At 67.4% G+C, this 13,017-nt stretch carries 11 protein-coding genes; 8 read left to right on the forward strand and 3 right to left on the reverse strand.

Annotation, left to right across the window (positions count from 1 at the left end; genetic code table 11):
• Positions 1 to 312: 312 nt before the first annotated feature.
• Positions 313 to 909 (reverse strand): NADPH-dependent FMN reductase, encoded by a 597-nt coding sequence (locus tag WAL33_RS14820; protein WP_422182287.1) that lies wholly within the window; start codon positions 907 to 909, stop codon positions 313 to 315.
• Between the two features lie 74 nt (positions 910 to 983).
• Between WAL33_RS14820 and WAL33_RS14825 the strand changes: the two genes are divergently transcribed.
• Entirely contained in the window at positions 984 to 1,382 is a 399-nt protein-coding gene (locus tag WAL33_RS14825; RefSeq protein WP_422182288.1) for a winged helix-turn-helix transcriptional regulator, read from the forward strand.
• A 33-nt stretch (positions 1,383 to 1,415) separates the two neighbouring features.
• On the opposite strand, the gene WAL33_RS14830 is transcribed toward WAL33_RS14825, so the two are convergent.
• Positions 1,416 to 2,174: a class I SAM-dependent methyltransferase gene (locus tag WAL33_RS14830; protein ID WP_422182289.1), complete on the reverse strand. Its 759-nt coding sequence runs from the start codon at positions 2,172 to 2,174 to the stop codon at positions 1,416 to 1,418.
• A 180-nt stretch (positions 2,175 to 2,354) separates the two neighbouring features.
• Here WAL33_RS14830 and mutM point away from each other — a divergent pair, with 180 nt between their 5' ends.
• The 4 genes from mutM to dnaA all read left to right on the forward strand — a co-directional run bounded on the left by mutM (position 2,355) and on the right by dnaA (position 6,425).
• On the forward strand, positions 2,355 to 3,233 hold the full coding sequence (gene mutM, locus WAL33_RS14835; RefSeq protein WP_422182290.1) for a bifunctional DNA-formamidopyrimidine glycosylase/DNA-(apurinic or apyrimidinic site) lyase: 879 nt from the start codon (positions 2,355 to 2,357) through the stop codon (positions 3,231 to 3,233).
• An 80-nt stretch (positions 3,234 to 3,313) separates the two neighbouring features.
• Positions 3,314 to 4,102 carry an enoyl-CoA hydratase gene (locus WAL33_RS14840; RefSeq protein ID WP_422182291.1) on the forward strand — a complete coding sequence of 263 codons (789 nt, stop codon included), beginning with the start codon at positions 3,314 to 3,316 and terminating at the stop codon, positions 4,100 to 4,102.
• A 138-nt stretch (positions 4,103 to 4,240) separates the two neighbouring features.
• Complete coding sequence (gene rpsT, locus WAL33_RS14845) at positions 4,241 to 4,516, forward strand: 30S ribosomal protein S20 (protein ID WP_007664810.1); 276 nt, start codon at positions 4,241 to 4,243, stop codon at positions 4,514 to 4,516.
• Positions 4,517 to 4,931: 415 nt separating this feature from the next.
• Positions 4,932 to 6,425, forward strand: coding sequence for a chromosomal replication initiator protein DnaA (dnaA, locus tag WAL33_RS14850; protein ID WP_422182292.1), 1,494 nt, complete (start codon positions 4,932 to 4,934; stop codon positions 6,423 to 6,425).
• Between the two features lie 175 nt (positions 6,426 to 6,600).
• Here dnaA and WAL33_RS14855 read toward each other — a convergent pair whose 3' ends face one another.
• Positions 6,601 to 7,218 (reverse strand): alpha-ketoglutarate-dependent dioxygenase AlkB, encoded by a 618-nt coding sequence (locus tag WAL33_RS14855; protein ID WP_422182293.1) that lies wholly within the window; start codon positions 7,216 to 7,218, stop codon positions 6,601 to 6,603.
• A gap of 126 nt (positions 7,219 to 7,344) precedes the next feature.
• On the opposite strand from WAL33_RS14855, the gene WAL33_RS14860 reads away from it, so the two are divergent.
• The 3 genes from WAL33_RS14860 to WAL33_RS14870 all read left to right on the forward strand — a co-directional run.
• Positions 7,345 to 9,957 carry a M1 family metallopeptidase gene (locus WAL33_RS14860; RefSeq protein ID WP_422182294.1) on the forward strand — a complete coding sequence of 871 codons (2,613 nt, stop codon included), beginning with the start codon at positions 7,345 to 7,347 and terminating at the stop codon, positions 9,955 to 9,957.
• Between the two features lie 387 nt (positions 9,958 to 10,344).
• Positions 10,345 to 12,240 (forward strand): molecular chaperone DnaK, encoded by a 1,896-nt coding sequence (gene dnaK / locus WAL33_RS14865; protein WP_422182295.1) that lies wholly within the window; start codon positions 10,345 to 10,347, stop codon positions 12,238 to 12,240.
• Between the two features lie 139 nt (positions 12,241 to 12,379).
• The coding region (locus tag WAL33_RS14870; protein ID WP_422182296.1) for a DnaJ domain-containing protein at positions 12,380 to 13,017 on the forward strand (638 nt) is incomplete at its 3' end.

Here is a 13,017-nt window from a genome sequence, read left to right on the forward strand (position 1 = left end):
CTCGCGCGGGATCAGGGCGTCGGCCCGGACCAGGGCCCAGCCGGTGGCGGTCAGGCGCAGGTACGCGGCGACCCGGCTCATGCGGCGAGGGTCTCGATCGGCGAACGACGGGCGGACGGGAAAAAGCTCATGTCCCGGCCTGAAAGCCCGCTCCGGGCGCTCCGGTCAAGGCCGCTTTCGCCGCTGACCGGTCGCGGGCCGCGGAAACCGGCGCGCCAAACCCTTGCCGTGAGAGAAAAGACGTCCGCTTTCGACCCCGCGCCCCGTCATCGGCGGGTGACGAGAGAGCCTCCCGCCACCCGGTCTGTTGACCTAGGCGCCGAGCGCTCGCGCGGCCATGGTCGCCTTGGCCCACCAGCTGAGCTCGTCCAGAGCGGCGGTCGCGGACGGCAGCAGGTGGCTTTCGATGTCCTCGACGGACTGCTTGCCGCCGAGCCCGGGATGGATCGCCATGAAATCGGCGCCCGCGATGTGGACGATGCTGCGCGTCGAGACCATCTGCAGCTCCGAGCCGATGCCCCGCAGGTGTTCGACGGCCCGCGCGGCCCCGACGCCGCCGTAGCCGATCGCCGTGAACGGCTTGTGCTCCCACTCCTTGTAGGCCTGATCCAGCGCGTTCTTGAGCACGCCGGTGATCGAGTGGTTGTATTCGGCGACCACGAAGATGAAGCCGTCGAAACGGGCCAGCGTCTCCTGCCACCGCACTGCCTCGGGGCTTTGGCTGGGCATCCAGCGGTTGGAAGCGATCTCGTCGAAGAGCGGCAGCGGATGGTCGCGCAGGTCGACCAGCTCCGCCTCCATGTCGCCGCGGGCCTGCGCCTGCTTGAGCATCCACTGCGACGGGACGTCGGCGAAGCGGGTCGGGCGGGTGGAGCCGACGATCACGGCGATGCGGGGTTTGGCGGTCACGATTACCTCGGGTATGCTGGTTTCAAGAGGAAACCAGATTACGAAAGTTATCCGCGCCCGCGTAAGGAGGCACTTTGTCGGCACTAGATAACCTTGGGGAAACCGCCTCTTGTCAGGGGGACACCGCCCACTGCGAGCACATCAGCCGTCTGCTGGCGCGGATCAGCGACAAGTGGACCCTGCTGGTGGTTCGGATGCTCGGCCACGGCCCTCGGCGGTTCAACGCCCTGCGCCGCGACGTCGGCGAGATCAGCCAGAAGGTCCTGGCCTCGACGCTGCGAGACCTCGAGGAGAACGGCTTCGTCTCGCGCACCGTGACGCCCACGACGCCGCCCCAGGTGGAATACGCCCTGACCGATCTTGGCCGCGATTTTCTGACGCCGGTGAAGGCGCTGGCCGAATGGGTTGTCGCCAACTCGGCCCGAATGGACATCGCGCGCAACAGCTATGCGGAACGTCGGGCGGTCGGGTAGGCGCCCACGGGTCCGTGTCGAGGCCGTCGACCCCTAAAGCGCCCAGCCCTGGTGCATCGCCGCGACGCCGCCGGTGAAATTGGTGATGGTCACCCGCTTGAAGCCGGCGTTCTCCATCATGCCGGCGAAGGTTTTCTGGTCGGGGAAGCGGCGGATGCTTTCGACCAGGTACTGGTAGGCGTCGCGATCCTTGGCCAGCCATTCGCCGAACTGCGGGATCAGCTTGAAGGAATAGGCGTCATAGGCCTTGGACAGGGCCTCGGTCACCGGCTTGGAGAACTCCAGGCAGATGAAGCGGCCGCCCGGCTTCAGCACCCGGCGGGCCTCGCGCAGGGCCGCGTCGATGTCGGTGACGTTGCGGATGCCGAACGAGATGACATAGGCGTCGGCATAAGCGTCGGGCAGCGGCAGGCGTTGGGCGTCGCCGACCGTCCAGGTGATCTCGGGCGCGCCGCCCTTTTCGATCCCCGCGCCGATCATCTCGGCGTTGTAGTCGATGATGTTGATCAGGGCGTCGGGGCCGCCCCGCCGCTCCTGTGCCGCCCGGGCCATCTTGGCGAAGCGCCGGGCCATGTCGCCGGTGCCGCCGGCGCAGTCGATGATGATCTCGCCCGGCTGCGGGTTCAGGCGCGCGGCGACCGCGTCCTTCCAGAGCCGGTGCACCCCGCCGCTCATCACGTCGTTCATCAGATCGTAGTTCTTGGCGACTCGGTCGAACACGCCGCGCACCAGGCCGGCCTTGGCCGAGGCGTCGACGTCCTTGAATCCGAAAGTGGCGGAGGCCTTGGTCATGTCATCGCTCGAAGTTGGCGCTCGAAATTCGTCCGGGGCGCGGCCCCATGTCGTTGGGCTCTTATAACCGCCCGGGCTTCGCCGTCACCGGTTTTGCTTGGCCGGCCCTAGGAACGGCGCGCGGGATGCCCGATATCTGTCGCCCCCAGATCCTGCGCCAAGCCTAATCCGAGGTCGCTCTTGCCCGAACTGCCTGAAGTTGAGACCGTGCGCCGCGGCCTGGAGCCGGTGCTGAGCGGCGCGCGCCTGGCGCGCGTGCGCGCCAATCGTCCCGACCTGCGCTTCCCGCTGCCCGACGGTTTCGTCCAGCGGCTGACGGGGGCCAGGATCCTGCGGCTGGATCGCCGCGCCAAGTACCTGCTGGCGCCGCTGGATCGCGGCGACACCCTAGTGATGCACCTGGGCATGACCGGGCGTTTCGAGATCGCCGCCCCTGAAGGCTCGATCCGTCCTGGCGACTTCGCCCGCCAGGTCAGGCCCGACGACAAGCACGCCCACGTGGTGTTCGTGACCGAGGCCTCCAACGGGCAAGAGGGCGCGACCGTCACCTATTACGACCCGCGCCGGTTCGGCTTCATGGACCTGATCGCCACCGACCGGCTCGATCGCCATCCCTGGTTCGCGACCATGGGCCCCGAACCGCTCAGCGACGCCTTCGACGCCAAGACCCTGGTTGAGGGGTTCAGCGGCCGCAAGCAGGGGCCCAAGACCCTGCTGCTGGATCAGAAGACCGTCGCGGGCCTGGGCAATATCTATGTCTGCGAGGCCCTGCACCGGGCCCGCATCTCGCCGTTCAAGCCGGCCGGAATGATCGCCGGCAAGCGGCTGGGGCCCCTGACCACGGCGATCAAGGACGTGCTGGCCGAGGCCGTCGAGGTCGGCGGCTCGTCCCTGAAGGATTTCGCGGCGGCCGACGGGGCCCTGGGTTATTTCCAGCACCGCTTCCGGGTCTATGACCGCGAAGGCCAGCCCTGCCCCACGCCCGGCTGCAAGGGCGTGATCGCCCGCGAGGTCCAGGCCGGGCGCTCGACGTTCTTTTGCCCGGTGTGTCAGGTGTGAGGGCGGCCCATCCGTGATCCCGGGACTCCCCAACGCGGCCCGCCCCTCTATAACAGCGGCGTTCAACAGGAGACCCGTCGATGGCCGCGCACCAGACCCTGATCGTCGAGACCCCCGAGGCCGCGCCCGGCGTGACCCTGATCCGCCTGAACCGGCCCGAGGCGCTGAACGCGCTGAACACCACCCTGCTGGCCGAGCTGGCCCAGGCCCTGGCGGCGGCCCAGGCCGACGACGCGGTCGGCTGCATCGTGATCACCGGCTCTGCCAAGGCCTTCGCGGCCGGGGCCGACATCAAGGAGATGTCCGACAAGTCCTACGCCCAGATGTTCAAGGACGACTTCTTCGCCGCCGGGGCCCGGGCCGTCGAGGGCGTGCGCAAGCCGATCATCGCCGCGGTGTCCGGCTACGCCTTGGGCGGCGGTTGCGAGCTGGCGATGATGTGCGACTTCATCCTGGCCGCCGATACGGCCAAGTTCGGCCAGCCCGAGATCAATCTGGGCGTCGCGCCCGGCATCGGCGGCACCCAGCGCCTGACGCGCCTGGTCGGCAAGTCCAAGGCCATGGACATGATCCTGACCGGCCGGATGATGGACGCCCAAGAAGCCGAACGGGCCGGTCTGGTGTCGCGGATTTTCCCGGCCGACACCCTGGTCGCCGAGACCCTGGCTGTGGCCGCCAAGATCGCCGCCCAGTCGCCCCTGGCCACGGCCATGAATAAGGAGCTGGTCAACGCCGCCTATGAGACCACGCTCAGCACGGGCGTGCAGTTGGAACGGCGCCTGTTCCACTCACTGTTCGCCTTCGAGGACCAGAAGGAGGGCATGGCCGCCTTCGTCGAGAAGCGCAAACCCGCGTTCAAGGGGTCGTGAACGCCCGTCTGACCGGCGCGCGAGATTCTGGCGCGTCTGTGGATTGACCCCGGGCGGTCGTTCCCGTATATCCGCGCGCTCTTGATTTCTCCTGCTTCGCGGCCGCCCGCGCGGCTGTCCGTTTGAAGGTCCGAACTAATGGCCAATAATCCCGGCGCCAAGAAAGCGATCCGCAAGATCGCTCGTCGCACCGAAGTGAACACCGCTCGCCGCTCGCGCGTGCGCACCTTCCTGCGCAAGTTTGAAGACGCCCTGGCCGCCGGCGACGCCGCCGTCGCCAAGGCCGCCTTCATCGAAGCGCAATCGGAACTGATGCGCGCCGTCTCCAAGGGCGTCGTCCACCCCAACACCGGCTCGCGCAAAGTTTCGCGCCTGGCGGCCCGCTTGAAGAAGCTTGATCAGGCCGCCGCCTAAATCAAGATTCTCGCCGAACACCGTTCGGCTAGCAAAATCAAAGACTTAGAGAAGCCGATCGAGGAAACTCGGTCGGCTTTTTCTATTGCCTTTTTTAAAACTCAAGATTGTCCGCGAGACATTCGGCTGGGTGAACGCGGGGCTCCGAAATTGCATTCCCTTGGCTGGCGAGGACGTCTGTCGAGTCAACAGAAATATCCGCCGACGGACTCAAGTTTTCCGTTTGACCGGCGATGGCCGCTGGCTAGTTTAAGCGTCTCAACGCTCTTCCAGTCCATGGAGATCACTGGCGGCGGCCGAACCCTTGCGTTCGCCGATCAACCCCCTGTGCCTGCTGGACAGCGAAGGCTTGAGACACGGTCGTGCGCCATGGGGGGCGGCGATCGGGATAACACGACATACGAGGCGGTGACCGATGACGATCAAGGGCGGGGTAGTGAGCCAGGAGTTTTCGGCTGCGTTTTCGACGGTTGCCTGCGAGCCCGCGGGCGTCGTCTGGAGCAAGGTGTGCGTCGTCCTGAAACGCGAGCTGGGCGATGCGGCGTTCGGCTCGTGGATCGCGCCGGCCGTGCTGCGTGAAGGCCAAGGCGGCGATGTAGTGGTGGTGACGCCGACCGGGATCGCGCGCGACTGGATTCGCCGCAGCGCCTGGCGCCGCGTCAGCGAACTGTGGGCGGCCAACGATCCCACCACGCGCCGACTGGATCTCAAGTCGCGTCTGGAATTCGAAGCCGCCAATGGCGCCTCAGGCGGCGTAAACGCCGGGCACGACGCCAAGGCCGAGCCGATCGAGATCGTGTTGCCGGTCTCCAGCGACATTCCCGCCCTGGCCCATGCGACGGCCTCGGCCAACGGCGCCAAGCCCTCGCCCGTCCAGGGTCTGCAGGAACGCTTCACCTTCGACACCTTCGTGCCGGGTCCGGCCAACGAATTCGCCCACGCCGTGGCGCGCCGGGTGGCGAGCTGGGCCGACGGCCATTTCAATCCGGTGCTGTTCCACGGCCCCTACGGCTTCGGCAAGACCCACCTGCTCAACGCCCTGGCCTGGGAGGCCATGCGCCAGGCCCCGACCAAGCGCGTGGTCTATCTGACCGCCGAGCGCTTCCTGTCGACCTTCGTGCGGGCGGTGATGGATCGCCAGACCGCGGCCTTCAAGGAAGAGCTGCGCGGCGCCGACCTTTTGATCATCGACGACGTGCACTTCATCGCCGGCAAGCAGTCCAGCCAGGAAGAACTGTTCCACACCCTGACCGCCCTGGTGGAGGACGGCCGCCGGGTGGTGTTCTCCTCGGACCGGGCGCCCGCCGCCATGACCGAGATGGACGCCCGTCTGCGCTCGCACCTGTCGGCGGGCCTGGTCTGCGGCCTGGAGCCGGCCGACCGCGCCCTGCGTCTGGGCATCCTGGAGCGCAAGCTGCAGTCGTTGTCGCGCCAGCACGGCTTCGAGCCGACCCTGCGCCAGGACGTGCTGAACTTCCTGGCCGACCGCTTCACCGACAGCGTCCGCGAGCTGGAAGGCGCGCTCAACACCCTGTCGGCCCGGGCCGGCGAAGGCGTCTCGCGCCTGACCCTGGACGAGGTCCAGGCGATCCTGCGGCCGCACCTGCGGGCCGGCGAGAAGCGCATCACCATCGACGACATCCAGAAGGCCACGTCCGAGCACTACGGCATGAAGCAGGCCGACCTGCTCAGCGAGCGCCGCAACCGCGCCATCGCCCGCCCGCGCCAGGCGGCCATGTGGCTGGCCAAGCAGCTGACCACCCGCTCGCTGCCCGACATCGGCCGGCGGTTCGGCGGCCGCGACCACACCACCGTCCTGCACGCCGTGCGCCGCATCGAGGCCCTGCGCGCCGAGGATCCGGTCCTGAGCCAGGACCTGGAGACGATCTCCCGCAAGCTGCGGGGGTGATCGGGCTCCTGAAGCCGACGAACAGGGCCGTCCTTCGGGGCGGCCCTTTTTCTTAGGCCAGTCCAGCGCCCTAGACCCCTCCGGCCCTCTGGGCCGCCTCCCCCTGCGGGGGAGGATCTGATCGCGCTAGATGCTCCCCCTCGGGGGGAGCTGTCGCGAAGCGACTGCGGGGGTTCTACGCCGCCATCGCCCGTCTTAGCGTGATGTTGATCCGGCCTCCGCCCGGCACCAGCCCCGAAGACCCCGGCAGGATGCGGTCCACCCCGTGGAAGGCCAGCCGCGCCGGACCCGACAATCGACAGACGTCTCCCGACGACAGCTTCAGCGACCTTGTCGGGTCCTTGCGCGAGGTCCCGCCGATCCGGAACACCGCGGTGTCACCCAGCGAGACCGACAGCACCGGAAAGCGCGGATCGGCCTCGTCGCGATCCTGGTGCAGGCCCATGCGGGCGTCGCCGCGATAGAGATTGACCAGGGCGGCGTCGGGCGGGGTTTCGGGATCGCCCAGTTCCGCCCAGAGATCGAGCAGGGCTTGGGGCATGTCCGGCCAGGGCCGTCCGGTTCCCGGATGGCGGTCGGCATAGCGATAGCCGGCCTTGTCGCTGGTCCAGCCCAGCGGTCCGAAGCTGGTCATGGCCACGCTCATGACCTTGCCATAGGCGGTTTCGTACTGTGCGGGCGGGGCGGTCTCGAACGCCGCCAGCGTCTGGCGCAGCAGAGCGTTCTGGGCGCCTGGATCCAGCGCTCCTGGCCAGAGGTCGAAACCCGGCAGGACATTGATCGGCCTAATCATTACGTAGATTTAATGCGCCAGACGCGCCGTGACAGTGTTGGTTTGCGCGCCGGAGGCACATCCGCCGAACAATTTTGCAATCCAGGGCCGTTCATGCGTCGACTTCTTTCTTCCACGGCTGCCGCCGTGCTCGTTTTTGCCGCCGGTTCGGCCCTGGCCGCCACCCCCGCGCCGATGAAGTCGGCGATCACCGCCGCCACCGTCACCACCCAGCTGCCGCGCGGCGTTGTGCCGACCCACTATGATCTGGCCTTCACCCCCGACGCCGACAAGCTGACCTTCACCGCCTCGGTCAAGGTCGCCGTCGATGTGACCGCGCCGACCAACACCATCACCCTGCAAGCCGCCGACCTGACCTTCGCCAAGGCCGAGATGGCCGGCGTGGGCGCGGCCAAGATCACCGTCGACGCCGAGGCCCAGACCGCCACCTTCACCTTCGACAAGGTGGTGACCAAAGGCAGCCACGTCCTGGCCATCGACTATAGCGGCAAGATCTACAAGCAGGCCGCCGGTCTGTTCGCGCTGGATTACGACACCGCCCAGGGCAAGAAGCGCGCGCTCTACACCCAATTCGAGAACAGCGACGCCCGCCGCTTCATCCCCTCGTGGGACGAGCCGTTCTTCAAGGCCACCTACGACGTCCAGGTCACCGTCCCGACCGGCCAGATGGCCATCGGCAACATGCCGATCGCCAAGACCGAGGATCTCGGCGGCGGCAAGTCGAAGGTGACCTTCGCCACCTCGCCGAAGATGTCGACCTATCTGCTGTTCTTCGGCCTGGGCGATTTCGAGCGCGGCACGGCCAAGGTCGGCGATGTCGAGATGGGCGTGATCACCAAGAAGGGCGACCTGGCCAAGGCCGACTTCGCCCTGAAGTCGTCGGGCCCGATCCTGCAGTGGTACAACGACTATTTCGGCGCCCCCTACCCGCTGCCGAAGCTGGACCACATCGCCGCCCCCGGCCAGAGCCAGTTCTTCAGCGCCATGGAGAACTGGGGCGCGATCTTCTACTTCGAGTACGCCCTGCTGGAAGATCCCGCGATCTCGACCCAGGCCGACCGCCAGAACATCTACACCACCGTGGCCCACGAAATGGCCCACCAGTGGTTCGGCGACCTGGTCACCATGTCGTGGTGGGACGATCTGTGGCTGAACGAAGGCTTCGCCTCGTGGATGGAAAGCCGGGCCACCGAGCACTTCCACCCCGAATGGAACACCCAGCTGGGCGCGATCAACAACCGCGAATACGCCATGGGTCTGGATTCCCTGGCCACCACCCACCCGGTGGTTCAGCACGTCGAGACCGTCGATCAGGCCAGCCAGGCCTTTGACGCCATCACCTACGAGAAGGGCGAGGCGGTCATCCGCATGCTCGAGGCCTATGTCGGTCACGAGGCCTGGCGCAGCGGCGTGCGCGCCTACATCAAGGCCAACGCCCACGGCAGCACCCAGACCGACGACCTGTGGCGCGAGGTCGAAATCGCCGCCGGCAAGCCGATCACCGCCATCGCCCACGACTTCACCCTGCAGCCGGGCATTCCGCTGATCACCGCCGACACCGGCGCCTGCGCGGCCGGCAAGACCCCCGTCACCCTGACCCAGGGCGAGTTCAGCCGCGACAAGCCGACCAAGACCCCCCTGGCCTGGCGCGTGCCGGTCTCGGCCCAGGTCGCCGGCTCCAGCACCGTCGCCAAGACCCTGGTCAAGGGCGGCAAGGGTTCGCTGAGCGTCGACGGCTGCGGCCCGGTGATCGTCAACGCCGGCCAGGCCGGCTACTACCGCATCCTCTACACGCCCAAGGCCTTCGCCGGGGTGTCGGCCAGCTTCGCCAAGCTGCCGGCCATCGACCAGCTGGGCGTGATCTCCGACGCCTGGGCCCTGGGCCTGAACGGTCAGCAGCCCGTCACCGACGCCCTGGACCTGACCATGGCCACGCCGGCCGAGGCCGATCCGCAAGTGTGGGGCAAGGTCGCGGGCGTGCTGGCCAACGTCAACGGCATGTACGAAAGCGCCCCGGCCGACCGCGCCGCCTTCCGCAAGCTGGCGATCGCCCGCCTGTCGCCGGCGTTCGCCAAGATCGGCTGGACGGCCAAGCCGGGCGAAGCCGCCCCGGTCGCCACCCTGCGCACGACCCTGATCACCACGCTGGGCGCCCTGGGCGATCCGGCGGTGGTCGCGGAGGCCAAGCGTCGCTACGCCGCCGACAAGACCGACCCGACCGCCGTGCCCGGCCCGCTGCGCAAGGCCATCCTGGCCACCGTCGCCCGCAACGCCGACGCCGCGACCTGGGACGCCCTGCGTGAGCAGGCCAAGGCCGAGAAGACCCCGCTGATCCGCGACCAGCTCTACACCCAGCTGGCCTCGACCGAGAACGACGCCCTCGCCGCCAAGGCCCTGGATCTGGCCCTGACCGACGAGCCCGGCGAGACCCTGTCGGCCAACATGATCTCCAGGGTGTCGCAGCTGCACCCGGATCTGGCCTTCGATTTCGCCGTCGCCCACAAGGACGCGGTCAACGGCAAGGTCGACGCGGCCTCCAGCACCAAGTTCATCCCGAGCCTGGCCAAGGGGTCGGCCGATCCGGCGATGATCGACAAGGTCCGGGCCTATGCCGCGGCCAACCTGCCGGCCGGTTCGCGCGGCGAGGCGGAGAAGTCGGTCGCCGCGATCACCGACCGCATCAAGGCCCGCAAGGCCGCTCTGCCGCAGATCACCGCCTGGGTGGCCAAGAAGGGCTGAGGCGAACGCGGCCTCAAAAACCCGCTCGAAGAGCGGATTCAGCGAACGTGAGTTGAGGCTTTCGGGCCGCTCTCGGCGCCTATATGACGGAAGGGCCGCGCTTTTTCGAGCGCGGCCTATTTCGTCACAGGGCACGATTCCCCTTCGTTCCGTGCGGGATTGGGCTTGCAGGCTGGCCTCTATCCCCCATATCGGCTTCGAAGCGGGGTTGACGGGCTCGTCAACTTCGATTGAACGAACGCTTTCCGCTTGAACTTTGTTTGAGCGGCGAGGATTTGGATCAACCGTTAGAACGCGACCAGACGGGGACGGCTCGAGAAAAACCGGGGCGCTTGTCTTAAGGCCCTTGTCACCGCCGTCCGCCATTCAGGAGCTACAGGTCTAAACATGAGCAAGATTATCGGCATCGACCTTGGCACCACGAACTCGTGCGTGGCCATCATGGACGGTAAGAACCCCAAGGTGATCGAGAACGCCGAGGGCGCTCGCACCACCCCTTCGGTCGTCGCCTTCCTCGAGGACGGCGAGCGCCTTGTCGGCCAGCCCGCCAAGCGCCAGGCCGTCACCAACCCGACCAACACCCTTTTCGCGATCAAGCGCCTGATCGGGCGCAATTTCGCTGACCCCGTCGTGGCCAAGGACAAGGCCATGGTCCCCTATGAGATCGTCAAGGGTCCGACCGGCGACGCCTGGGTCAAGGCCCACGGCAAGGACTACAGCCCGCAGGAAGTCTCCGCCTTCATCCTGCAGAAGATGAAGGAAGCGGCCGAGAGCCATCTGGGCGAGCCGGTGACCAAGGCGGTCATCACGGTTCCGGCCTACTTCAACGACGCCCAGCGTCAGGCGACCAAGGACGCCGGCAAGATCGCCGGCCTGGAAGTCCTGCGCATCATCAACGAGCCGACCGCGGCCGCCCTGGCCTACGGCCTGGACATGAGCGAAGGCAAGAAGATCGCCGTCTACGACCTGGGCGGCGGCACCTTCGACGTCTCGGTCCTGGAAATCGGCGACGGCGTGTTCGAAGTGAAGTCGACCAACGGCGACACCTTCCTGGGCGGCGAGGACTTCGACCTTCGGATCGTCGACTACCTGGCCGACGAGTTCAAGAAGGAGCAGGGCGTCGACCTGCGCAAGGACAAGCTGGCCCTCCAGCGTCTGCGCGAAGAGGCCGAGAAGGCCAAGAAGGAGCTGTCGTCGACCGCTCAGTACGAAGTGAACCTGCCCTTCATCTCGATGAACGCGTCGGGCCCGCTGCACCTGAACATCAAGCTGTCGCGCTCCAAGCTCGAAGCCCTGGTCGAAGACCTGATCACCCGGACCATCGGTCCGTGCGAACAGGCCCTCAAGGACGCCGGCCTGAAGAAGAGCGACATCGACGAAGTGATCCTGGTCGGCGGCATGAGCCGCATGCCCAAGGTCCAGCAAGCCGTGCAGGACTTCTTCGGGCGCGAACCCCACAAGGGCGTGAACCCTGACGAAGTCGTGGCCCTGGGCGCCGCCGTCCAGGCCGGCGTCCTGCAAGGCGACGTCAAGGACGTGCTGCTGCTGGACGTGACCCCCCTGACCCTGGGCATCGAAACCCTGGGCGGCGTGTTCACCCCGCTGATCGAGCGCAACACCACCATCCCGACCAAGCGCTCGCAGACCTTCTCGACCGCCGACGACAACCAGTCGGCCGTGACGATCCGCGCCTTCCAGGGCGAGCGTCCGATGGCCGTCGACAACAAGTTCCTGGGTCAGTTCGACCTGCAGGGCATTCCGCCGGCGCCGCGCGGCGTGCCGCAGATCGAGGTCACCTTCGACATCGACGCCAACGGCATCGTCAACGTCCACGCCAAGGACAAGGCGACCAACAAGGAGCACTCGATCCGCATCCAGGCCAACGGCGGCCTCTCGGACGCGGACATCGAGCGCATGGTCAAGGAAGCCGAGGCCAACAAGGCTTCGGACGAGAAGAAGAAGGCGCTGGTCGAGGCCAAGAACCAGGGCGAGGCCATCGTGCACTCGACCGAGAAGGCTCTGGCCGAGCACGGCGACAAGGTCGGCGCGCCCGAGAAGGAAGCGATCGAGACCGGCTTGACCGAGCTGAAGTCGGCGCTGGAAGGCGAGGACGTCGAGGCCATCCAGGCCAAGACCCAAGCCCTGATCCAGGCGTCGATGAAGCTGGGCGAAGCGATGTACAGCGCCCAGCAGGGCGCTGAGGGCGGCGACGAAGCCGCCGCCGATGACGGCGTCGTCGACGCCGAATTCGAAGAAGTCGACGACTCCAAGCCGTCGGCGTGACCATGGGGCGCGGGGCGGACGGCCTGACTCTGGTTCCCTCCGCCCCCACCTTCGGGGATCAGGCTCCCGCCCGCCGCTTGCGGCCGGGCGGGGGCGCCCCCACCTCTCCTTCAAACATTGCTAGTGATCGACCCTGACGATGCGCGACTATTACGAAGTCCTGGGCGTCGCCCGAGGCTGCGATGACGCCGCCCTCAAGGCCGCGTTCCGCAAGATGGCGATGGAGCACCATCCCGACCGCAACGGCGGCTGCGAGAACGCGTCTTCGCGGTTCAAGGAAATCAACGAAGCCTATTCGGTGCTGTCGGACGCTCAGAAGCGCGCGGCCTACGACCGCTTCGGCCATGCCGGGGTGAACGGTCCGCAAGGCGGTCCGGGCGGTTTCGGCGGCGCCGACGCCGGCGACATCTTCAACGACGTCTTCGGCGACGTGTTCGGCGAAATGTTCGGCGGCGGCCGCCGCCAGTCGAGCAACGGCCCCCAGCGCGGCCAGGACCTGCGCTACGATCTGGAGATCACCCTGGAGCAGGCCTATGCCGGCGCCGAGGTCGAGATCAAGGTTCCCGCCGCCATCACCTGCGAGGTCTGCGACGGCTCGGGCGCCAAGCCCGGCACCAGCCCGACGGTCTGCGGCACCTGCGGCGGCGCCGGCCGCGTGCGGGCCACCCAAGGTTTCTTCGCGGTCGAACGCGCCTGCCCCCGCTGCGGCGGTTCGGGCCGCCTGGTGCTGGACCCCTGCCAGGGCTGCCACGGCCATGGCCAGGTGCGTCGCGAGCG

Source organism: Caulobacter sp. (assembly GCF_049283275.1).
Lineage (GTDB): Bacteria > Pseudomonadota > Alphaproteobacteria > Caulobacterales > Caulobacteraceae > Caulobacter.